The organism is Salegentibacter maritimus, from assembly GCF_016236915.1.
Taxonomy (GTDB): Bacteria; Bacteroidota; Bacteroidia; order Flavobacteriales; family Flavobacteriaceae; genus Salegentibacter; species Salegentibacter maritimus.
This window is the reverse complement of record NZ_JAEHOK010000010.1, coordinates 121,497-143,451: the sequence shown is the minus strand read 5'-3', so window position 1 is coordinate 143,451 and position 21,955 is coordinate 121,497. Positions and strand designations below refer to the sequence as shown.

The 21,955-nt window shown below is 37.2% G+C and carries 21 protein-coding genes; 7 read left to right on the top strand and 14 right to left on the bottom strand.

Going from position 1 to position 21,955, the window contains the following annotated elements; all coding sequences use genetic code 11:
- Nucleotides 1-5: 5 nt before the first annotated feature.
- The 13 genes from I6U49_RS09415 to xrtF all read right to left on the bottom strand — a co-directional run bounded on the left by I6U49_RS09415 (nt 6) and on the right by xrtF (nt 12,673).
- Nucleotides 6-326, bottom strand: coding sequence for a four-helix bundle copper-binding protein (locus tag I6U49_RS09415; RefSeq protein ID WP_193711264.1), 321 nt, complete (start codon nt 324-326; stop codon nt 6-8).
- A 126-nt stretch (nt 327-452) separates the two neighbouring features.
- On the bottom strand, nt 453-1,025 hold the full coding sequence (locus I6U49_RS09410; protein ID WP_394370305.1) for a helix-turn-helix domain-containing protein: 573 nt from the start codon (nt 1,023-1,025) through the stop codon (nt 453-455).
- Between the two features lie 110 nt (nt 1,026-1,135).
- Entirely contained in the window at nt 1,136-1,702 is a 567-nt protein-coding gene (locus I6U49_RS09405; protein ID WP_198628476.1) for a DUF3347 domain-containing protein, read from the bottom strand.
- Nucleotides 1,703-1,739: 37 nt separating this feature from the next.
- Nucleotides 1,740-2,285, bottom strand: coding sequence for an ion channel (locus tag I6U49_RS09400; RefSeq protein ID WP_198628475.1), 546 nt, complete (start codon nt 2,283-2,285; stop codon nt 1,740-1,742).
- Between the two features lie 71 nt (nt 2,286-2,356).
- Complete coding sequence (locus tag I6U49_RS09395) at nt 2,357-2,851, bottom strand: DUF305 domain-containing protein (RefSeq protein ID WP_193711267.1); 495 nt, start codon at nt 2,849-2,851, stop codon at nt 2,357-2,359.
- 117 nt (nt 2,852-2,968) lie between these two features.
- Nucleotides 2,969-3,517: a DUF3347 domain-containing protein gene (locus tag I6U49_RS09390; RefSeq protein WP_198628474.1), complete on the bottom strand. Its 549-nt coding sequence runs from the start codon at nt 3,515-3,517 to the stop codon at nt 2,969-2,971.
- A 74-nt stretch (nt 3,518-3,591) separates the two neighbouring features.
- On the bottom strand, nt 3,592-4,161 hold the full coding sequence (locus I6U49_RS09385; protein ID WP_198628473.1) for a helix-turn-helix domain-containing protein: 570 nt from the start codon (nt 4,159-4,161) through the stop codon (nt 3,592-3,594).
- Nucleotides 4,162-4,198: 37 nt separating this feature from the next.
- Nucleotides 4,199-5,908 carry an efflux RND transporter periplasmic adaptor subunit gene (locus tag I6U49_RS09380; RefSeq protein WP_198628472.1) on the bottom strand — a complete coding sequence of 570 codons (1,710 nt, stop codon included), beginning with the start codon at nt 5,906-5,908 and terminating at the stop codon, nt 4,199-4,201.
- Nucleotides 5,895-7,163, bottom strand: coding sequence for a TolC family protein (locus I6U49_RS09375; RefSeq protein ID WP_198628471.1), 1,269 nt, complete (start codon nt 7,161-7,163; stop codon nt 5,895-5,897). The genes I6U49_RS09380 and I6U49_RS09375 overlap by 14 nt, the downstream gene beginning before the upstream one ends.
- Nucleotides 7,164-7,188: 25 nt before the next feature.
- Nucleotides 7,189-11,034, bottom strand: a complete 3,846-nt coding sequence (locus I6U49_RS09370) for an efflux RND transporter permease subunit (protein ID WP_198628470.1) — start codon at nt 11,032-11,034, stop codon at nt 7,189-7,191.
- A gap of 194 nt (nt 11,035-11,228) precedes the next feature.
- Nucleotides 11,229-11,621: an HYC_CC_PP family protein gene (locus I6U49_RS09365; protein ID WP_198628469.1), complete on the bottom strand. Its 393-nt coding sequence runs from the start codon at nt 11,619-11,621 to the stop codon at nt 11,229-11,231.
- Between the two features lie 66 nt (nt 11,622-11,687).
- Nucleotides 11,688-12,131 (bottom strand): exosortase F system-associated membrane protein, encoded by a 444-nt coding sequence (locus I6U49_RS09360; protein ID WP_198628468.1) that lies wholly within the window; start codon nt 12,129-12,131, stop codon nt 11,688-11,690.
- Nucleotides 12,128-12,673: an exosortase family protein XrtF gene (gene xrtF / locus I6U49_RS09355; RefSeq protein WP_193711275.1), complete on the bottom strand. Its 546-nt coding sequence runs from the start codon at nt 12,671-12,673 to the stop codon at nt 12,128-12,130. The genes I6U49_RS09360 and xrtF overlap by 4 nt, the downstream gene beginning before the upstream one ends.
- 87 nt (nt 12,674-12,760) lie before the next feature.
- Here xrtF and I6U49_RS09350 point away from each other — a divergent pair, with 87 nt between their 5' ends.
- Entirely contained in the window at nt 12,761-13,222 is a 462-nt protein-coding gene (locus I6U49_RS09350; RefSeq protein WP_198628467.1) for a GAF domain-containing protein, read from the top strand.
- A 100-nt stretch (nt 13,223-13,322) separates the two neighbouring features.
- Here the strand turns inward: I6U49_RS09350 and I6U49_RS09345 are convergent, their stop codons facing one another.
- On the bottom strand, nt 13,323-14,576 hold the full coding sequence (locus I6U49_RS09345; protein WP_198628466.1) for an ABC transporter permease: 1,254 nt from the start codon (nt 14,574-14,576) through the stop codon (nt 13,323-13,325).
- A gap of 240 nt (nt 14,577-14,816) precedes the next feature.
- On the opposite strand from I6U49_RS09345, the gene purH reads away from it, so the two are divergent.
- Genes purH through rodA form a run of 6 tightly spaced genes read left to right on the top strand, consistent with a single transcriptional unit; the run spans nt 14,817 to nt 21,869 of the window.
- On the top strand, nt 14,817-16,349 hold the full coding sequence (gene purH, locus I6U49_RS09340) for a bifunctional phosphoribosylaminoimidazolecarboxamide formyltransferase/IMP cyclohydrolase (RefSeq protein WP_198628465.1): 1,533 nt from the start codon (nt 14,817-14,819) through the stop codon (nt 16,347-16,349).
- A gap of 38 nt (nt 16,350-16,387) precedes the next feature.
- Nucleotides 16,388-17,416 carry a rod shape-determining protein gene (locus tag I6U49_RS09335; protein WP_193711279.1) on the top strand — a complete coding sequence of 343 codons (1,029 nt, stop codon included), beginning with the start codon at nt 16,388-16,390 and terminating at the stop codon, nt 17,414-17,416.
- Between the two features lie 13 nt (nt 17,417-17,429).
- Entirely contained in the window at nt 17,430-18,257 is an 828-nt protein-coding gene (gene mreC, locus I6U49_RS09330; protein ID WP_198628464.1) for a rod shape-determining protein MreC, read from the top strand.
- On the top strand, nt 18,247-18,753 hold the full coding sequence (locus I6U49_RS09325) for a rod shape-determining protein MreD (RefSeq protein WP_193711281.1): 507 nt from the start codon (nt 18,247-18,249) through the stop codon (nt 18,751-18,753). The genes mreC and I6U49_RS09325 overlap by 11 nt, the downstream gene beginning before the upstream one ends.
- Nucleotides 18,750-20,618 (top strand): penicillin-binding protein 2, encoded by a 1,869-nt coding sequence (gene mrdA, locus I6U49_RS09320; protein WP_198628463.1) that lies wholly within the window; start codon nt 18,750-18,752, stop codon nt 20,616-20,618. Before I6U49_RS09325 ends, mrdA begins: the two co-directional genes overlap by 4 nt.
- Nucleotides 20,619-21,869: a rod shape-determining protein RodA gene (rodA, locus tag I6U49_RS09315; RefSeq protein ID WP_198628462.1), complete on the top strand. Its 1,251-nt coding sequence runs from the start codon at nt 20,619-20,621 to the stop codon at nt 21,867-21,869.
- Nucleotides 21,870-21,955: the final 86 nt, after the last annotated feature.

Sequence of the window (21,955 nt, the reverse complement as noted above, 5' to 3'; positions counted from 1 at the left end):
AAATTTTAGGCTAAATAAGCCTCGCAAGCTTTTGCACACTCCCTACATGCCCTGGCACATTCCTGGCAGTGATCGTGCTTATGCTGCCCACATTCATCGGCACAGGCATTACAAATTTCAATGCAGTATTTTACAAGTCCGTCTACATTTTTGTAACCGGTAACCAAAACCTGATTTAAGGTGCTGCAAACTTCAGCACAAACCCTGTCGGTACGAATACAATCTTTCATCATTTCTATGTTGTCTTCATCCAAACAGGCATCAGCACAATAATTACAGTGATTGATACAGTTTCCCAATGCTTTCAACATTTCTTCATTTCTCATAATATTGGTTTTTATTGGTTTAGCTCAAAATTAAGCACTAAAAACCGCAATGAGTTTTAAAATTATGGTAAGAAGTTATAATATAATTAGAAAATGCCTTGTGTACTTTTCGAGATTGTTAATCTCCTAGATATCATCTAAAGGTTTACGATCAAAAAGCCTGGTTTTATATTGAGAAGGGTTTAAGCCGGTTTCCTTTTTAAAGAATGTAGAAAGATAAGCGGCACTTCCAAAGTCCATTTTATAGGCAATCTCTGAAATATTTAACTCATCGTATTCCAAAAGTTCTTTTATTCGTTCTACTTTTATTTTATTCTGAAAACTTTGAATGCTCTGGCCTTCTTCCTTACTAAAAAGGCTGGTAAGATGACTATAATCGTAATTTAATTCTTCACTCAATACTTCAGAAAGTTTTTTGTTCTGAAAGTCTTTATGATTGTATACCATCTTTATAACCAAAGATTTTATTTCGGTTATAATTTTATTGGTTCGTTTAGATACAATTTCAAACCCGTTTGTAGCGAGGGCATCTTTTAAATCCTGAAATTGGGATGGTGAGAGTTGGTTTTCCAGCTCAACCCTACCTAAATTAATAGTGATGTAATTAAGGTTTTGTTCCCTAAGCGTATTTTCCACACTCATTAGGCAACGATCACAAACCATATTTTTTATATGTAGGATATTTTCTTTCAAACCCATTTTCATTAAAAATAGTAAGATTGGCTAAAATTTTTGGATGCAGTACAAAAACCTATTTTAGATTTTTCTGTTTCTCTCCATAGATTTCAACCAATCTTAAAATAATATAATTATTGAATGGTAGCTTCTACCCTACCACACTTTAACATTTTATCACCATAATAAGGGTTAAAAATATCTTTTGAGTTAGAATACCAGTAGTCTCCTTTTCCTTCAAAAGCCATTGGGCAATATTGTTTAAAGATTGCTCCAGATTCTAAAGCATTAACCAATACAGGCTCCATAGCAACGGTAAGTTTAGAAAAAGCCTCGCGTTGTTTATTAACATCATCGGTTTCTGCGATAGTAGTTGCAATAGCAGCTATTTCTTCGTTATCGCTTGCCGCTTCAGCAAGTTCTGCAGCTTTTTCTCCGGCGCTATCGGCATCGGTATTTACAAAAGCATCCTTAATTTCTATATACAAATTATAGGTTTTAGCGGTCTTTTCGTCCTTAAATTCGGCTTGTAATTCTTCGCCTTTATAGGTTTCTTTTTTGGCTTGTTCATCTGGCTGATGCATTTCATGTTGCATGGGCTCTGGAGCATCATTTTTATTTTCTTCATTTTTACATGAAAATAATACTAAACTTCCCGCAATAAGACTTAGCATTGTTAAGCTTCTAAGGTTTCTTTTCATTGTTATTGATTTATGTATTAATTAGAATTTAAATAGTTTAATCTTTAATATTAATTCGGTTGATATTTGCAGTTCCAAACACCAGTACAAAAAAGTATAGGATTGTCTCTAAAGCCACTAGAAATTTTGCCGATAGTGATATAGGAACAAAGTCGCCATAGCCAACAGTAGCAAACGAAATTAGCGAATAATAGAAAAACTCAAAGAATAAAAATATTGAGGGTTTTACAACTATCAAGTTTGTTTTAAAATTAGCAGCTTCATTTACGTAAAGCGCATAATAATCTGAAGCAAATGAGAGTACAATAAGGCTTATGATTAGTGTAAAAAGACTTAAAACATGCTCCAAATAATGACTATCGCCCAGCATTTTGCTTAATTGGGTAAATGTAATTCTAACTATTAAAAATGCTTTTAGGATTGCAACACTAATAATAAGCCATTTCCAAAATTCATTATCTAAAGATTTTGGCAGGAATAATACGTAGAGAATGGCTAGAACTACTACTATTGCCATAGTCCAGCCTGTCTTTGAAAACAGTTGTCCATAAAATTTTTTGTCTGCGTCCTTCTTATTACTCATTCCTATCTTTCTATTTGCACTGAGCCTTCACCATAAAAAAGCTAAAAATTAGTCAAACTCAAGCTATATAACTATTCAGACTTATTCTCCAGTCTATAAATTATCTTTTTCATTTGTGCAATCTCCCTTTTCTGAGCTTCAATAATTTCCTCAGCCAGTTTTTTGGTTTCCGGGTCTTTAATGTCTGCCCGCTTACTGGTTAGTATAGCGATAGAGTGATGCGGAATCATGGCTTTCATATATAAAATATCTCCAACAATTGGGCGTTGTGCTCTTACCAGACCTAAAGCAGATACGAACAAGACGAGGCTCCCCAGGTAAATGGCAAGGTTCTTTTTCTTGTTTTTATACATTTTGAGCATAAGCGAAAGCATAATTACCGCCATTGCTGAAATACCCAGGCAGGCCATATAAAACCTTGTTAAGCTAAAATATACATGGTCAAATTCATACGTATTAAAATACATGGTAATGTACATCGCTATAAATGACAATCCGAGCATTAGAAAAAACCTAAGGTAATTACTTCCACTCTTATCGTGATGTTTCTTATCTTCAGAATTCATTTCTTTTACTTTTTGATTGGTTAATATATTTTATTTAATTAATCGAAATTTAAATACCTCAGCACTTATAAAAGAATCATTTTTTATTTAGTGTTTCGCGGGTTTGGGAGCAATAGTTTATTTTTCAACTGTTTTTTCTACTGAGCCACATTTTGGCATCTTTTCACCAAAATATGGATTGCTTATCTCTTCTACATCAGCATACCAATAAGCTCCTTTATTGTTGAAAGCCATAGGACAGAATTTTTTATAAATAGTACCACCTGATAAAGCATCTTCAAACATAGAACCTGCCTTTTGTGTAAATTCTGCAAATATCTCCCTTTGCTTTTCCAAATCCTCTGTTTCATGCAGTTGCTTTGCCATAGCCTTCATCTCTGCATGTTCTTTTGAGAACGAGGCAAACATACTTTTTGCAACATCCTGTACCCTGGGTGCATCAGCCCTATTCAGGGCTATTTTAATCTCCAGGTAATTATGCCAAATTTTACCCGTCATCCCATCAACAAATTCCTGATCGGCAATATCTTTTGTCTCTTTCTCTGCTTTTTTAACTTCTTCAGGAGTATTTATTTCAACAGATTGTTTTCCCTTATTATCAAAACAGGAAATAAGGCTAAAACTTACAAACATAATCACCGAAAAGCTTAAAATTAAATTTTTCATGATTGCTTATTTTTTGGTTAATCTCTAAATTACAATGGTATAAGCTTAAATATTATCATATTTCCTTAAACCTTCTACAAAATTTGGTCTAAAGAATTCCTAAAATTTTGATTTATAGACTTATACTCTGTAAGGTTCATTCCCGTTTCTGCCTTAAATTGCCTGGATAGATGATTGGCATTACTGTAATCCAGCAACTGAGCTATTTCCTTGAAATTATACTTCTTAAGTTGAATTAGTTCTTTTACTCTTTCAATTTTTAACTTTATAAAATACTTCTCTATAGTTGTATTTTCGGTATAAGAAAAAATCCTACTAAGGCGTGCATAATCATAATTAATGTTTTTCGACAAATAGCCCGATAATGTTCCTGTTTTTTCTACCGGTAGTTCTTCTAAAAGCCTTATTAAGCTTAGTTTTACCTTTTCTACCAGGACACTTTCAGTGCTTTCTATCAATTCAAAACCATTACTATCCAGAATGCGTTGTATTTTATTGGTATCTTGAACTTTATCTTTGCTTTTATAAACTACCCTACCCAGTTCCACTTTAACCACGTCAATATCAGCTTCAAATAGCTCGTTTCTCAGAACTTTTATACAACGGTCGCAAACCATATTTTTTATAAAGACTTCTACAAGCATCTTTGATTAATTTGTTAGCTTATCTCTAATTCCTATTTTACAATTGCTGTTGGGTATCTCCACAGTTCATCATAACATCCCCGAAATAGGGGTTTCTAATTTCTTCTGAAAGGCTTAACCAATCGGCTCCTTTATTATTATTCACCATAGGACAATGCTGAATATATATAGGTGTTTCCAGATTTTCTATGTTAGAGACAAAAGCAATTATATTCTCTGAAAGCACTTCAAAATGCTGCCGCTGCTGCTCTATATCGCTACTTTCTGAAATTGCCATAAGTTGGTCTTTAATTTCATTAAAGTGCTGGGTTTCCATTTTCCCAAGATTAGAAATACTAAGAGCGGTAATTTGCTGGTGCATTTTGTAAGCAGCGGTTTTAGCTGATTCTGCATCGGTATTCACAAATGCATCTTTTAATGTAAAATAAGCAGGCAACGTTGTGGAAAGGTTTTTCTGAAAAGAAAGAGGTAAACTCATCTTCATTTCAGCCAGATTACTATCTTTCTTTTCAGTTTGATTCATCATAGAATTTTTGCCCTGTAATTGTACAGCAGCATCTACGGTAAAGGTACCGTTAACCACAATTTCTTCTCCCTCTTCCAGGCCCTCTTCAATCACAAAAGAATCTCCCAGGGAAGTTCCTAACACCACTTCCCGAGCTTGAAAACCGGCACCATTTTGTGCATCCTGCTTCACATATACCAGGGAGCGTTTTCCTGTCCATAAAATAGCCGATTGAGGAATCACTATTTTATTGTTCTTAGCATCAAGATTCTTTTCTATAATGCCCGTGGCAAAAACCCCGGGTTTTATTCGCTTATCTTTATTATTTATCTCTACCCTTGCATTCGCAACCCGTGTTTTATCACTTAATAAAGGATCTACAAAACTTATTTCGCCTTCAAAAGTTTTACCGGGTATAGACCTAAGTGTATAATTTACTTTGTTACCTTCTTCAATCCAGGACATATTGCCTTCATAAACATCAAAAAGCACCCACAATTTATCCAGGTTTGCTATCTCGTAAATAGGCATGCCACGCTCCAGGTAATCACCCCGCTCTGATAACAACTCGGTTACTACCCCACCTACATCTGCAGTGATAGAGAAACGTTCTATTGGCTTTCCGTTGCTCAATACTTTATTGATTTGGTTTTCGGTAATTTTCCAATTTCTAAGTTTTTGCTTTGCAGCTTCAAATAATTCCGGCTGACTTTCCTTTATGGCTTCGGCCTGCAATAATTCTTCCTGGGCGGTTACAAGTTCTGGAGAATAAACACTGGCTAACACCTGACCTTTATTAACTTTTTCACCGGTAAAGTTCACATATAATCTTTCAATCCTTCCAGGTATATGGGTAGACTGTGTATAAGTATTACGCTCATCTACTCCCACTTTACCATTTAACCTAATCTCTTTTGAAGCTTCCTTCTCTCCTATAACCAAAGTTTCTACATTAGCCAGCTTCATAGCGTCCTCGTTCATAACGAACCCATCTGAGTCCAGGCCATTTTCATCTTCGGAAAGTGGAATAAGGTCCATTCCACAAATTGGGCAATCGCCCGGTTCATTTTGCCTTACGGAAGGGTGCATAGAACAGGTCCAGATTTGATTTTCAGCTAGCTCTGAATGCTCGTGCCCTTCTTCCGGCTCCTTTTCATTTGCACCTCCAAAAATCAAATACCCCAATAAAATACCCAGCACTAATATGCCGGCGGCTTTCCATATACTTTTATTTTGTTTCATCGTAATTCTGGGTTTTAGCTGATAAATATTCCATTTTTGCCTCGGCTGTAAATCCGGTTTTTAAGGCTTCTAATTGCTGAATTTTAAATAATAAAATATCCTGATTCATCTCAAGGATTTCTTCAAAATCGCCGTCATCATTACTAAAGGCGGAAACCAGAAGTTTATTGGCCTGTACAGAACTCTCTATCTGTCTTTTATACAGGTTTAACTGCTTTTTGGCCTTTACTAAATCATAAAGTGCTGCTTCCAAATCACTTTGCAACTGATTTTTTGTAGCTTCTTTATTTTTAATTGCGGCCTCTTGCATAAGCACTGCTTCTTTTTCAGCCGCTTTATATTTTTTTCTAAAAATTGGTAAGGTTACCGAAACCATAGGCATAATCACATCCTGTCCATTACCGGGCGGATTCATATCTGTACGTTCTGAAATAATAGCGTAATCCAGGCCTATCCCAATATTTGGTAAACCCGATTTTTGTGCGGTTTTTGCACGATGTTCATAAGCTTCGCGTTCCTTATCGAACTTCGCAAGCTCGGGATGCTCGTTAAAAGTCTGTTCGGTATTCATCAAGTCGGGCTGTAGTTGTTCATCTAACACCAGGGTATCCTGAACACCAACCGAAGCTTCTTTATTTCTGTTTAACAAAAGGTTGAATCGTTTCTTTAGACTTTCTAATTGTTCTTCTTCAATCGCTATTTCAGTTAAAGCTTCATCTCTTTTAATATCTACCCTAACAACGTCTACCATTTTAGAGCTTCCGCTACGAAATTTACTCAAAGAAAGCTCCCGATAAGAATCTAAGATATCCAGGTTCTTTTCTTTTAAAAGGATGCTTTGTTGTATGGCAAAAAGTTCGGCATACGCCTTTTTAACTTCAAAAAACAAATTGGCACGTTTCGCCAAATATTCCTGAAATCGAGCTTCTGCTAACAAATTTGCTGCATCTCTCTTTGTTTTTAAAGTTCCAAACCAGGGAAACATTTGCATAAAACTAAATCGAGCCTCCTGGGCACCCAACCTGGTTTCTACCATTCTTCCAAAGGCACTTAGCGTAAGGGTGGGATCTGGTAATGATGCCACTTGCGGCGATTGCTGTAAAGCTGCTTCAAAACTTGTATAAGCCGATTGCAATTCAGGATTGTTTTCTGCTGCAATTTTAAGGTAATCGTTTAGTTCCTGCGCCTTCGAACTCACTACAGGAAAAGCGATTAGCAGTAAACTTATTATTATTTTTATCTTTAATTTCATCATCTAATATTTAATTTCTTCAGAAGTGCTAAGCTTCAATTGTTTTGGTTTCATCTCTATCTTCTTCTGAATTATAGGGCACATTTTCCCTCCAAATAGCCTGTAAAATGGGTACTACAAAAATCGTCATAATCTGAATTAGCATTCCACCAACAATTGGAATAGCCATAGGTACCATGATATCTGAACCTTTTCCGGTAGAAGTTAGCACCGGGAAAAGCGCGATTATAGTAACCGCTGTGGTCATCATGGCGGGGCGTACTCTTTTTAAGCCGGCTTCCATTACTGCTTCCCTAACCTCAGCTACAGTTTTTGGTTTTTTCCGTTCAAAAACCTGATGAATGTAGGTACCCATAATCACCCCATCATCGGTAGCAATTCCAAAGAGTGCGATAAACCCAACCCAAACGGCCACACTCAGGTTAATCTCCTGCATCTGGAAAAGTTCTCGCATATTGGTGCCAAAAACCGCAAAATCCATAAACCAGGGCTGTCCATAAAGCCAAATCATAATAAACCCACCGGCAAAGGCAACAAAAACACCCGAAAAATGAATGGTAGAAGCAATAATGCTCTTAAACTGAAAATACAACAGAAGGAAAATAATTACCAAACAGATAGGGATAAGTATGGCAAGGCGTTCTACAGCCCGCACCTGATTTTCATAATTCCCGGAAAACTTATAACTAACCCCTTCCGGCACCTCTAATTCTCCTGAAGCTATTTTATCCTGTATATGTTTTTTGGCATCATTTACCACATTTACCTCAGCAAAACCATCTCGCTTATCAAAAAGAACATATCCCGTAAGAAAGGTATCTTCACTCTTAATCATTTGCGGTCCCTGCTCGTAATTAAGCTCTGCAAATACCCTTAATGGAATTTGGGCTCCTTTAGGAGTTGGCACCAAAATATTTTTAATACTCTCGGGGTCGCCCCTTAGTTCTCTTGGATACCTTACCCGTACCGGAAAACGTTCGCGCCCTTCTACGGTAGAAGTGATTTCCATACCCCCAATAGCGGTTTCTATTGTTTGCTGAACATCTTCAATACTAAGTCCGTACCGGGCAATCGCATTTCTGTCTATGTCAATTTCCAAATAGGGTTTTCCTACAACTCGATCGGCAAAAACAGCTTCAGCCTTTACCGAAGGAACCTCTTTTAACAATTCTTCCAATTGCATTCCAAAGTCCTGGATAGTAGTAAGGTTTGGTCCATACACTTTAATTCCCATCGGGGCACGCATTCCGGTTTGAAGCATCACAAGCCGGGTTTCTATAGGCTGTAGTTTTGGAGCCGAGGTAACCCCCGGAAGATTTGTGTGCTTTGTAATTTCATTCCAAATATCATCGGGGCTCTTAATATGCTCGCGCCAGTTTCGATAGAATTTCCCATCTTCATCTTTAACAAGCTGCGCAGCAGATACATCTTGCTCAATGGCTTCTGTATTGCTTAAGCTATCACCAGATTTCAGGATAAACCGGTCTTTATCATCTACTTTAAAGCGTTGCATAGAACCATCTTCAGCAAGTATAAACTCAGGTTTATAATTGATAATATTTTCAAACATCGATATTGGGGCAGGATCTAAAGCGGTCTCGGCCCTTCCCAATTTACCTACAGCAATATCAATCTCCGGAATGCCGGTTACCGCCATATCTAACTGCTTTAGGGTTTTAGTGGTTTCTTCCATGCCGGCGTGGGGCATGGTAGTAGGCATTAGTAAAAAGCTTCCTTCGTTTAATGAAGGCATAAACTCTTTACCCACACCCGGGAATGTATGTGCCATCCCACTCCAAACCTCTGTAGTTCTTATATTCAATCCTAATTTATCAAAACCTTTGGCCACAAAACCAAACATATTGGGAAAACCAAACCAGATTATAGCACCAAAGAAAATTGTGATTATAGGCAATGAAAGGAATTTTCCTTTATTGATTAAGCACCAATTTAGAATAGGTTGATAGAATCTCACCATCATCATTAAGATAGCCAAAGTGATACTAAGTAGCAGGATCACGAAAATATAATTGGCAAAGGCAGATTTCTGAAATCCAAGTGGCATCCATTCTTCGGCAAGGAAGAAGATGGTTACCGCCAGTATTAAGCCCGGGATTACATATTTGGAATATTTCCCTAAGAACTGCGGATTTCTGGTTTCGGCAATTTTCACCAATCCAATAAGTGTAAGTGCTAAAGGAAGCCAAAAGCTAAAAACAATAGCCAAAACCGCTCCTGAAATTACCAGGATAAAATTCCAGATATTTTGTGACTTCTTTTTGTTGATTTTAATGTTGAAAAAGAAGTAGGAAAGCATGGGTAGCACAAATACGCCTATTAAAAAAGCTGCCACCAGCGCAAAGGTTTTGGTAAATGCCAAAGGCCTGAATAATTTCCCTTCGGCGTTTTCCATAAAGAAAACCGGTAAAAAGCTTACTATCGTGGTTGCCAGGGCAGTGGTTACCGCCGGGGCAACTTCTACAGTTGCATTATAGATTATATTGGCAAGTTTCTTTCCGCGGGCGTTTTTATTTTCGGGCATTTCCAGCCATCGCACCGTATTTTCAACAAAAACAATCCCAACATCTACCATAACCCCTATGGCAATGGCAATACCGGAAAGTGCCACCACATTGGCATCTACCCCAAAATAGCGCATGGCGATAAACGTCATGAGAACTGCCACGGGCAACAAACTGGAAATTAAAATAGAAGCCCTTAAATTTAAAACAAGAACAATAATTACAATAATACTGATAAGCACCTCGTGAGAAAGTGCTTTTTCCAGTGTATTTATAGTCTCATTTATAAGCTGTGTCCTATCATAAAAAGGAACGATGGTTAATTGGCTTTCGGTGCCATCGGCCAAAACTTTGGAAGGCAAACCTGAAGCTATTTCCTGAATCTTATCTTTGGTGTTTTGAATCACCGCCAAAGGGTTTGAGCCATAACGAGCTACCACTACCCCTCCTACTACTTCAGCGCCTCCTTTATCCAGAACACCCCGGCGTTCGGCGGGACCTAAACTTACCTGCCCAATATCTTTTATAAAAATGGGCGTGTTTTCATTCTCGGCAACAACGGTATTTTCAATATCATCTATAGATTTTATATACCCCAATCCTCTTACAAGGTATTCTACCTTATTAACCTCCAGGGTTTTTGCCCCGGCATCACGATTGGAGTTTTTTACGGCTTTCATCACCTGATTTATACCAACTCCGTATGCTTTAAGTGCATCGGGGTTTACATCAATTTGGTATTCTTGAACAAAGCCTCCTATAGAAGCTACTTCAGAAACACCCCGAGTTCCGCTTAAACCTAGTTTTACATAGTAATCTTGAATTTTCCTCAATTCGTGTAAGTCCCACCCCCCGGTTACATTTCCGTCTTTATCGCGGCCTTCCAGGGTATACCAAAACACCTGGCCTAATCCGGTAGCATCGGGGCCTAAGGTTGGTTGCACATCTTGCGGGAGCAAACCGGCCGGAAGTGAATTCAGTTTTTCTAAAATTCGGCTTCTAGACCAATAAAACTCTACATCTTCTTCAAAAATGATGTAAATACTGGAAAACCCAAACATTGAAGAACTTCGAATAGATTTAACACCGGGAATTCCTAAAAGTGTACTGGTTAGCGGATAGGTAATTTGATCTTCTATATCCTGCGGCGAACGTCCCGGCCAATTCGTAAATACAATTTGTTGATTCTCCCCAATATCGGGAATAGCATCTACCGGAACAGGATCACTTGGAAGGAAACCTGTATTCCAGTTAAAAGGAGCGGTAACCAACCCCCAGCCTATCAAAAAAACTAAAAGTAAAACAGAAACCAGGCGGTTAGAAAGAAAATAGTTAATGATCTTATTGAACATAGACTTAGATATACATTTATAAAAAACGAAGCTTAAAAAATGACCAAATGTGTAAACTCAAGGCCAAACGGGGAATGTAATTGAAAACAATTTGCAGAAAACTGTTTTACCACAATTTATAACTACAAATTATTATTTGCCCTGAAGGCTCAAAAAGCACTTATAGGACAAAATTACATTTCAAAAAATGTATATCAGATAAGAAAAACCTGGTCTTCAAGATGAATATCTTTGACCAGAAGTGGTGGGGTGTAATCTTTAAACGGAACAATTTCCTTTTGGATATCTTCTAAAATGAAAATATAAGAATACGCAAAGCCAATAAGAAAGGCCTGTTGATTTGAGTCTAGAGAATCAAATTTATGCTTTAATTCATCCTGACCTTCTATCGCTATTTTTTTGTTGGTACAGCAAGAATCCTGGGCGGTGGCTTCCATATCCATACCACAGGTTTGAGCTTCAGAAAAAATGGCTTTATCAACCAAATAGTTTCCGCAGAAGTGCCTATCAACCGTAAAGGAAAGGGTTGAAAGCAGCACCAAAAATGCCATGGTTACAGAAATACTATGTTGAAACGCTTTTTTCATCGGCTACAAAAATAAGTAATTTTTTGAAATAAAGTACTTTCCGATTTTTTGGAATAAGTTTTAAAATTATGGGTTTTTAGATTTTTGCAACCTATAATAATAAAATGCAGGTAGTAAAATAAGTATAAAAATTGGATGAATAAGAAACCTTCTAACATAAAATAGGCCCATTACATTTTGTTCATTAAGTGTTAAGTAAAGCACACTAAAGGCAGCAAGGCTAATCCCAAACAATATGGCAAATAATATTGCTGCAAATTTTATGATGTTCGTATCTCGAAAGGCTACAAATAATATTGCTAAAGAGATTAAAGTATTTAGCCAATATCGTAAACCAATATTCAAGATTAATTTAGGAAAAAAAATTTGAGGTACCTCCATTGCCAAATGCCCGCCGTACCGATAAAAATCAATAAGTGGATCATAAAATAATTGTTGTTCAAAAAGCCTTATCAAAACCAGCAGCACAACTAATATTGCAATCGTTAAAAGTTTTACCAGCTGCTTCATACACTATGTTTTTGACTATAAATACGCACCCAAATAAGCCATAAAATAAATATGGTGCCATATATAATTAATGGAAAAACAATACTATGTAAAAATTGGGTATGTTGTGGATATTCATAAATTCCTATGGCGAGAACAGCAATTCTAATAATATTCATTCCATAAATTATAACAGATCCCGCCAGTAAATAAAGTAATGTTGTTTTAAACTTCCCAAAGAAGGAAAGTACAAAAGCGAGAAATAAGATAATGATACTAACAGCGTTACAGCCTTCTATAATTCTAGCAAGGTAAACCTCGTTAATAATAAGTTTCATAGAAAGTTCAGACTGGTGAGGTATAATTTTGGCATTATACCCAAAACTATTTATTAAAGCTTCGCTTTGCTTCGCCACAAGGTGTGTAATGTAATCGGGGAAATAAACCGGAGACCTAAAAAAATCTAAATAGAGGTTATAAAATAGCGTAAATACCAAATAGCTCCCCAAAAACATGAAAATAAACCGAAGCACCGATTTGTATTTAACGAATAACCTGATCAAATTTTAAGGGGGTTTTTAACAAATTTATATAAATATGTGCCTGCGCTTGCTATAATTTTTAAATACTTTTGCACTAAAATATCAACTATGCCATTTCAGAAATTAAAACCGGAAATTAAAGCTATTCTTGAAAACAATAAACTATCGGTAGACCATAGGTTATCGCAGGTTTGTGAAGTTTTAAAAGAAAATATTCCATATTATGATTGGGTAGGATTTTATTTTAAAAATGGTGATAAGGAGGAATTGAAATTACGCTCGTTTGCCGGTGAACCTACCGACCATACGATTATTCCGTTTGGAAAAGGAATTTGCGGGCAGGTAGCGGTCTCTAATGAAAACTTTGTAGTGCCAGATGTAAAAGCACAAACCAACTATATAGCCTGTAGCATTCATGTAAAGGCTGAAATTGTCGTACCGCTTTTCTTAGATGGCGAAAATATTGGCCAAATAGATATTGATTCTCACACACCCGATCCATTCTCTAAAGAAGATGAGGAATTTTTAGAATGGGTGAACGCAAATGTAGCCGAAGTTTTAGAAGCCTAAAAAAAGAAAAAAGAGCAGAGAAGGAAGAAAAGAGATTTAGCAAGAAGTTAGGTAAAGTTCTCTATTCTAAAATCTATTCTCTATTTTCTGTTTTCTATGATTACATCCCTGTTCTAATTGCTTCTACCGGATCTAATTTTGAGGCCGAAATTGCCGGAATTATTCCTGATATTAAACCAATTACCGCAGAGACTGCCGTTCCTATAAACATATTCCAGGGCGAAAGTACAAATTGAAAATCGCCTGTAAATTGCGAAGCGACGAGAGAAACCAACCAAACAAGTCCGAGCCCTACAAGGCCGCCAATGATAGCCAGGATTATTGCTTCAAATAAAAACTGAAATAGGATAAATTTATTCTTAGCCCCAAGGGATTTTTGAATTCCAATTAAGTTGGTTCGCTCTTTTACGCTCACAAACATAATATTGGCGATCCCGAATCCGCCCACCAATAATGAAAATCCGCTAATAATTAGACCTATTAAGTTTAGCTGGCCGGTGATATTATCTATAAAATCGGCAAAGCCCTGAAGCTGGTTTACAAAGAAATTATTAATATCCCCGGGCTTAATTCCGCGGTAATTACGCAATTGTTGCTCTAAAACTGCTTTATATTCGGCATTATCAACCCCATCTTCCGGTTTTAAAATCAACTGAGGAAATACCCCTTTATTATTATCGCCATATACCCTGCGTGCTACATTTACCGGTAGAAAAACCTGACCGTCCCTAGAGCCTCCAAAAAGACTGGCACCCTGCTTGGCCAGCACCCCTATAACCGTAAATTTACGACCGTACATACGTACTTCTTTTCCAAGCGGGCTAAAATTCCCGAAAAGGTTATTGGCTATTTCGTGACCTAAAACAATTACCGGCGAACCACTTACCGATTCAGATTCATTAAAAAACCTACCTTCTTCCAGTTCAAGGGCTTCAATATCATAATATTCGTGGGTAACCGCACCAACACCTACCCCGGTACTGGTAACATCCTGGTGTTTTATAGATTCGTCTGGTACCCCAATGGTAAAACTTACCGACTCGGTATTGGGAAGATTTCTTTTTAGATATTGATATTCATCATAAGCAACATCTGGAAATTGTTGGCGTTTCCATTGTGGAACTTCGGTAGGGCCAAAAGAAAAACGCATTACAATTATGGTGCTATTATCTAAAGCACTTAAACTACCCTTAATCTCCTTCTCTAAAGAATCTACCGCAGCCAGTACTCCAATAATAGAAAAAATACCTATAGTAACCCCAAGCAAAGAAAGAAATGTTCTTAGCTTATTGTTTCTTAATGCATTAATTGCAAAATTAAAACTTTCTTTAAGTACTCGTAAATATATAAGCATAATTACTAAGGGCCCGGGGCAATGCCACGAGTTATTGGGTTAATAATTAAAAGCCGACAACCAGTTTTCGCACATTTTAAAGCTTACTTCTTGAATAACTAAATTTTAGAATTTTTATGCGCTTAGTGGTATGACGTCCGGCTTTAAAATTCGTTACAAAATTTCTCGATAAATAAAAGAAATGCCTTTTAAGTTTTTGGCTTAAATACTTACTTTTGCAACTTTAACAAACACAACACAATGAGCGACTTAAAAAAAGCGAAATCTGCTTTAATTTCTGTATTTAGCAAAGACGGCCTGGAACCCATCGTAAAAAAACTTAACAACCTGGGAATCACCATTTACTCTACCGGAGGTACCGAGAAATTTATCAAAGACCTGGGGATTAATGTAGTGCCTGTAGAAGATGTAACTTCTTATCCCTCTATTTTAGGCGGACGTGTAAAAACACTTCATCCAAAAGTTTTTGGAGGAATTTTAAACCGCCAAGATAATGAAAGTGATGTAAAAGAACTTGCTGAATACGAAATTCCGCAAATAGACATTGTAATTGTAGACCTATATCCGTTTGAGAAGACCGTAGCTTCAGGAGCTTCAGAACAGGATATTATTGAAAAAATAGACATTGGCGGGATTTCACTTATTCGCGCTGCCGCAAAAAACTTTAAAGACGTACTTTGCGTTTCTTCGGTAGAAGATTATAAAAGTTTTGAAAATTTACTGGAAGAAAAAAATGGCGAAACCAGCCTTGCTGATCGCAAACTTTTTGCTGGTAAAGCCTTTAATGTTTCTTCCCATTACGACACGGCTATTTTCAATTATTTTAACGCTGACCAGAAAATTGAAGCTTACAAACAAAGTTTCCAAAACGGAAAAGTCCTTAGATATGGTGAAAACCCACATCAAAAAGGGGAGTTTTATGGCGATTTTGATGCGATGTTTGAAAAACTACACGGAAAAGAACTTTCGTACAACAACCTGTTAGATGTAGATGCCGCGGTAAACCTTATTAATGAATTTAAAGGCGAAGACCCAACTTTTGCTATTCTAAAGCACAACAACGCCTGTGGTTTGGCACAACGCGACACTTTACACCAGGCTTATATAGATGCATTGGCAGGAGATCCGGTTTCAGCCTTTGGTGGTGTTTTAATTAGTAATGTTGAAATTGACAAAGCTACAGCTGAAGAAATTCATAAATTATTCTGCGAAGTAGTAATAGCCCCTTCGTTCTCTGCAGAGGCCGAAGATATCCTAAAGGGAAAAAAGAACAGAATTTTATTGATTCAAAAAGAAACCGAACTTCCGCAGAAACAAGTTAGAACTTGCCTAAACGGAGTTTTAGTTCAGGATAAAGATCATAAAACCGATGTTGCTGAAGATTTAAAGCAAGCAACGAACAATAATCCTACTGCTAATGAGTTATCTGATTTGTTATTTGCTTCCAAAATCTGTAAGCATACCAAATCTAATACCATTGTATTGGCAAAAAATAAGCAACTATGCGCCAGTGGTACCGGGCAAACTTCTCGAGTAGATGCATTAAAGCAAAGTATTGAGAAAGCCAGGTCTTTTAATTTTGATTTAAAGGGGGCTGTAATGGCAAGTGATGCATTTTTCCCATTCCCAGATTGTGTAGAAATAGCAGGAAACGAAGGTATTTCAGCAGTGATACAGCCTGGAGGCTCTATAAAAGACCAACTTAGCATAGATTATTGTAATGAAAATAATATCGCAATGGTGATGACAGGAACTCGCCATTTTAAACATTAATTTTAGTACATTTACCAAACCTCAACACAAAATAAACCATGGGATTTTTTGATTTTCTCATTGAAGAAATAGCAATAGATTTAGGAACTGCCAACACCCTTATTATTCACAATGATAAAGTAGTGGTAGACAGTCCATCTATAGTTGCACGAGACCGTACTACGGCAAAGATAACCGCAGTAGGTAAAGAAGCTGCTATGATGCAGGGAAAAACCCATGAGAATATAAAAACCATTCGCCCGTTAAAAGACGGTGTAATTGCCGATTTTGATGCCAGTGAGAAAATGCTCACGATGTTCATTAAAGAAATTCCGGCGCTAAAAAAGAAAATGTTTACCCCTGCCCTTAGGATGGTAATTTGCATTCCTTCTGGAATTACCGAAGTAGAAATGCGTGCCGTAAAAGAAAGTGCAGAACGGGTGAATGGGAAAGAGGTTTACCTTATTCACGAACCTATGGCAGCCGCAATTGGTATTGGAGTAGACATTATGCAGCCAAAAGGTAATATGATTGTGGATATAGGGGGAGGTACTACCGAAATTGCGGTTATTGCCCTTGGAGGGATTGTTTGTGATAAATCGGTTAAAATTGCCGGTGATGTGTTTACAAACGATATTGTTTACTATATGCGTACCCAGCACAACTTATATGTGGGAGAGCGCACTGCCGAAAAAATAAAAATCCAGATTGGTGCGGCAACTGAAGATTTAGAGGTTCCGCCAGAAGAAATGAGCGTACAGGGACGTGACCTGCTAACAGGGAAACCCAAACAGGTAAATATTTCTTATCGTGAGATTGCCAAAGCTTTGGATAAATCGATTTTAAGAATTGAAGATGCAGTTATGGAAACCCTATCCCAAACCCCACCGGAACTCGCCGCCGATATATACAATACCGGTATTTATCTTGCGGGTGGTGGTTCTATGCTAAGAGGTTTGGACAAAAGGTTATCTCAAAAAACCGATCTTCCCGTTTATATTGCCGAAGATCCATTAAGAGCCGTGGTAAGAGGTACCGGAATATGCTTAAAAACCCTAAACCGTTATAAGGGAATTTTGATAAAGTAGGAGAAGTAGTTTTATGCAGCAAATTTTTAATTTTCTTATCCGAAATAAGAATAATATCCTATTCTTATTTCTGCTGGCCTTAGCTGTATTTTTCACGATCCAAACCCATTCTTTTCACAAAAGCAGTTTTATAAGTTCGGCCAATGTGGTTACCGGCGGTATCTACTCGTGGGCTAACGATTTTGATAAGTATATGCACCTAGATGAGTACAACGAGCGGCTTATGGAAGAGAATAAGCAACTGCGAAATATACTTACCAATTTAAACGATACGATCTCGATTGAGAACTACACAGATACTTCCAGCTTTGATGGCACCTATTACTTTAGGACCGCCAGGGTGATTAATAACAACTTTGCCAAGCCCAATAACTTTTTAACCCTAAACCAGGGCAAAGAAGCCGGTATAGAATCTGAATTTGGCGTAATAACAAGTAAAGGAGTAATTGGCATTATAGATAGAGTAAACAATAGGTTCTCACGTGTAATTTCTATTTTGAATTCAGAGTCTAGAATTAATGCTCAACTTAACAAAACCAATCATTTTGGGAGTTTAATATGGAACGGAAAAAACCCAAATATCGTTCAATTAATTGATGTCCCCAGGCAGGCTCCGGTAAAAGAAGGCGATACGATTGTAACCGGAGGTAAATCGCTAATTTTTCCAGAAGGAATCCCTATTGGAAGCATTCAGGATTTTAAACTAGACCAAAGTGAAAGTTATTACCATATTAATGTTAAGCTCTTTAACGATATGACTAATATTGGTTATGTGTATGTTATAGAGAATATGGAGCGCGATGAAATACTGGAATTAGAGCAGGAGGAAGATGAACAGTAGTATTTTAAAAAATATCATCAGGTTTGTAGGTTTAGTATTTATACAGGTACTTATCCTTAACAACATTAATTTCCTGGGTTATATCAATCCATATCTTTATGTTTTGTTTATCTTACTTTATCCTTTCAACTCCAACCAGAGTATATTCTTAGTACTGGCTTTTTTGTTAGGCTTTAGCATAGACCTTTTTGAAGACAGTGGCGGGATTCATGCGGCTGCCTGTACGGTAATTGCATTTATAAGGCCTAATTTACTCCGTTTTTCTTTTGGAATAAGTTATGACCATCAAAACCTAAGGCTTTCAACTACGCCTATTGGTGCAAGATTGAGTTATATTTTTATCAGTATAATAATTCATCATTTTATATTATTTTTCTTGGAAATGTTTAGTTTAAATCATATAATATTAATCCTCAAAAAAACGTTATTTTCAGGGATTTTTAGTGTTATTATGATTATGCTAAGTTTAGCAGTTTTCAGCAAAAAATATAGATGAGAAAATTATTACTTTACATTACTATACTCGTTACGGGCATTGTTTTTCTGGCCCGGCTTTTCTATTTACAGGTAGTTAACGATTCTTTCGCGGTTAGATCTCAAGATAACGCTATAGAGGTAGTTTACGATTACCCCCAGCGCGGTTATATTTCAGACAGGAATGGAAAATTAATGGTTTCTAACCAACCATCTTACGATGTGATGGCCATTCCCAGGAACCTAAAACCCTTTGACACTACTGAATTCTGCGAAATTTTAAGTATTGAACCCGAAGAGTTGGGGCGCCGTCTTGATAAAGCAAAGATCTACTCCCCTATTCTCCCTTCCGTAATTATTCCACAGCTAACCAAAGCAGAATACGCCTATTTACAGGAAAAAATGCGGAAATACGAAGGTTTCTATATTCAAAAACGTTCTCTAAGAGATTATCAGGTAGATCATAGTGCAAATGTTTTGGGCTATATAGCACAGGTAAATCAGAAAAAAGTAAACGAAGATCCTTATTATATTTCCGGGGATCTTATTGGACGAAGCGGTGTAGAGAAAGTTTACGAAGAATTGCTGCGTGGCGAAAAAGGTGTAAAATATATCCAAAAAGATAGGTTTAACCGAGATATCGGCCCCTATAAAGATGGAATTTACGATACACTACCCACTAAAGGAAAAGATATAAGCATTACCATTGATGCCGAACTTCAAGCTTATGGCGAGAAATTAATGCAAAATAAACGCGGCGGGATTGTTGCCATAGAACCCGGTAGTGGCGAAATTCTATCCCTGGTAACCGCTCCTAATTACGACCCGGCTTTGTTGGTGGGAAGAAAAAGATCGCCAAATTACACCCGACTTTATTACGACTCTATTGCCCAGCCACTTTATGATCGCGGTCTTTTAGCTGAATACCCTCCCGGATCGCCATTTAAAGTTTTAACTGGGCTAATCGCTTTGCAGGAAGGCGTTGTAGATACAGAAGATACTTTTTCATGCCATAACGGATTCTCATATGGTAGGGGCCGAAGAATGGGCTGCCACCCACATTCAAGTCCTTTAGGCCTGGTTCCCGGTATTTCCAGTTCTTGCAACACCTATTTTGCACAGGTATATAGAAAAACTATTGAAAAATACCCCAGCCCCCAGGAAGGGATGGATGCCTGGAACAATCATTTACAAAGCTTTGGTCTCGGGCAGTTTATGGGGAACGACCTTAGCACAGGAAGACCTGGAAAAATACCAAATGCCGACTATTACAACAAGATATATAATTACCCAACTTACAAATGGTATGCATCTGCTACTCTTTCGAATGCTATTGGCCAGGGAGAAGTTTTAATGACCCCTATTCAATTGGCAAATATGACGGCTATTATCGCCAATCGCGGTTGGTATTATACCCCGCATATTTTAAAGAAAATTGAAGGAGAGCCAATTAAAGAAGAGAAGTTCACCGTAAAGAAAAATACCACTATAGACAGGAAACATTATGATCCGGTAGTTGAAGGAATGCACCAGGTGTATACAAATGGAACCGCAAGAAGGTTACAGGTACCGGGTATTGAAATTGCAGGAAAAACAGGTACTGCCGAGAATTTCACAAAAATAAATGGTAAACGAACCCAACTTACAGATCATTCTATCTTTGTGGCTTTTGCTCCCGTAGATAATCCAAAAATAGCGCTTGCTGTATTCGTAGAGAACGGCTATTGGGGAAGCCGCTATGCAGGAAAAATAGCCAGTTTAATGGTTGAAAAATATATTAAAAAAGAAATAACCAGAACAGATTTGGAAGACTGGATCTTAAACCACAGTCTTGAAGATGAGTATGCCAAACCATTAAGTGGAGAACCTTTTATAATTAATCAGTAAATGACTAAAAGCAGTACCGGATTCGACTGGATCACAATTTTAATTTATATTTTACTGGTAGGTTTTGGTTGGATAAATATTTATTCAGCTTCATTAGGAACAAACGACCCCACTGATTTTTTTAATATGAATGTGCCGTATGGAAGACAGGCACTATTTATATCCTTAAGCGTGGTTTTAATAATTTTGCTGCTCTCTATAGAAGCTAAGTTCTACCAACGTTTTTCCAGTATAATCTATAGCCTGAGTTTACTTTCGTTAGTTGGGCTTTTTATATTTGGTAGCACTATTGCCGGACAAACGGCCTGGTACCAAATAGGACCTATTAGTATTCAACCATCTGAATTTGCTAAGGCAGCAACAGCTCTTGCTGTTGCTAAATACTTAAGTGGCATACAAACCAATATAAGAGATTTTAAGCACCAATTAAAAGTTTTCCTAATCATTGCATTGCCTATGCTTTTGGTGCTTTTACAACCTGATGCTGGTAGTGCTATGGTCTATTTCTCTTTTGCTTTTGCCCTTTATAGAGAAGGACTTCATTTTGTTTATTTATTATTGGGCTTCTTTGCTGCCAGTATTTTTGTAGCTACCCTGGCTTTTGGGCCTTTATGGGTAATTTGCAGTATTTTACTAATTGCAGCATTGGTTTACCTTAAGAATTTAAAAAGGAAGCCCAATCTTATTAAATACCTGTTTTTTGCATCGGTGGCCGTTGGATTTTCCCTTTCGGTAAATTATGTATTTGAAAACATTTTTAAACAACATCATAGAGATCGTTTCAATATTGTTTTAGGAAAGGAAGTAGACTCTCGCGGAATTGGCTATAATACCAATCAGAGTGAGATTGCCATTGGTAGTGGAGGTTTATTTGGCAAAGGCTGGACAGAAGGAACACAAACCAAAGGCCATTTTGTTCCAGAGCAACATACAGATTATATCTTTAGCACCGTTGGCGAAGAATGGGGATTTATGGGAAGTACCTTTATTCTTGGGCTTTTTGTCCTGCTTATGCTGCGACTACTCTACCTGGCAGAAAGGCAAAAGTCTACATTTAGCCGGGTTTATGGCTATGGGGTAATTGGAATTCTTTTTATGCACTTTCTGGTAAATATAGGGATGGTTATTGGTATTTTTCCTACGGTAGGTATTCCCTTGCCCTTTTTAAGCTACGGGGGCTCGGGCCTTTGGGCATTTACAACCTTACTCTTTATCTTTATAAAGCTGGATTCCCAAAGAATTTCCTTTTAACCGCAGCGTTCTACCATAAGTAAAACTGCAGCTACCGTTAAAATGATTAAAGGGTAGATATATTTTCGTTTTAGCATACTACAAAA

What these genes read in the sequence shown, in the direction of transcription:
- I6U49_RS09415 (WP_193711264.1), bottom strand. Translation starts at nt 326, where the DNA reads ATGAGAAATGAAGAAATGTTGAAAGCATTGGGAAACTGTATCAATCAC.
- I6U49_RS09410 (WP_394370305.1), bottom strand. Translation starts at nt 1,025, where the DNA reads ATGGGTTTGAAAGAAAATATCCTACATATAAAAAATATGGTTTGTGAT.
- I6U49_RS09405 (WP_198628476.1), bottom strand. Translation starts at nt 1,702, where the DNA reads ATGAAAAGAAACCTTAGAAGCTTAACAATGCTAAGTCTTATTGCGGGA.
- I6U49_RS09400 (WP_198628475.1), bottom strand. Translation starts at nt 2,285, where the DNA reads ATGAGTAATAAGAAGGACGCAGACAAAAAATTTTATGGACAACTGTTT.
- I6U49_RS09395 (WP_193711267.1), bottom strand. Translation starts at nt 2,851, where the DNA reads ATGAATTCTGAAGATAAGAAACATCACGATAAGAGTGGAAGTAATTAC.
- I6U49_RS09390 (WP_198628474.1), bottom strand. Translation starts at nt 3,517, where the DNA reads ATGAAAAATTTAATTTTAAGCTTTTCGGTGATTATGTTTGTAAGTTTT.
- I6U49_RS09385 (WP_198628473.1), bottom strand. Translation starts at nt 4,161, where the DNA reads ATGCTTGTAGAAGTCTTTATAAAAAATATGGTTTGCGACCGTTGTATA.
- I6U49_RS09380 (WP_198628472.1), bottom strand. Translation starts at nt 5,908, where the DNA reads ATGAAACAAAATAAAAGTATATGGAAAGCCGCCGGCATATTAGTGCTG.
- I6U49_RS09375 (WP_198628471.1), bottom strand. Translation starts at nt 7,163, where the DNA reads ATGATGAAATTAAAGATAAAAATAATAATAAGTTTACTGCTAATCGCT.
- I6U49_RS09370 (WP_198628470.1), bottom strand. Translation starts at nt 11,034, where the DNA reads ATGTTCAATAAGATCATTAACTATTTTCTTTCTAACCGCCTGGTTTCT.
- I6U49_RS09365 (WP_198628469.1), bottom strand. Translation starts at nt 11,621, where the DNA reads ATGAAAAAAGCGTTTCAACATAGTATTTCTGTAACCATGGCATTTTTG.
- I6U49_RS09360 (WP_198628468.1), bottom strand. Translation starts at nt 12,131, where the DNA reads ATGAAGCAGCTGGTAAAACTTTTAACGATTGCAATATTAGTTGTGCTG.
- I6U49_RS09350 (WP_198628467.1), top strand. Translation starts at nt 12,761, where the DNA reads ATGCCATTTCAGAAATTAAAACCGGAAATTAAAGCTATTCTTGAAAAC.
- I6U49_RS09345 (WP_198628466.1), bottom strand. Translation starts at nt 14,576, where the DNA reads ATGCTTATATATTTACGAGTACTTAAAGAAAGTTTTAATTTTGCAATT.
- purH (WP_198628465.1), top strand. Translation starts at nt 14,817, where the DNA reads ATGAGCGACTTAAAAAAAGCGAAATCTGCTTTAATTTCTGTATTTAGC.
- I6U49_RS09335 (WP_193711279.1), top strand. Translation starts at nt 16,388, where the DNA reads ATGGGATTTTTTGATTTTCTCATTGAAGAAATAGCAATAGATTTAGGA.
- mreC (WP_198628464.1), top strand. Translation starts at nt 17,430, where the DNA reads ATGCAGCAAATTTTTAATTTTCTTATCCGAAATAAGAATAATATCCTA.
- I6U49_RS09325 (WP_193711281.1), top strand. Translation starts at nt 18,247, where the DNA reads ATGAACAGTAGTATTTTAAAAAATATCATCAGGTTTGTAGGTTTAGTA.
- mrdA (WP_198628463.1), top strand. Translation starts at nt 18,750, where the DNA reads ATGAGAAAATTATTACTTTACATTACTATACTCGTTACGGGCATTGTT.
- rodA (WP_198628462.1), top strand. Translation starts at nt 20,619, where the DNA reads ATGACTAAAAGCAGTACCGGATTCGACTGGATCACAATTTTAATTTAT.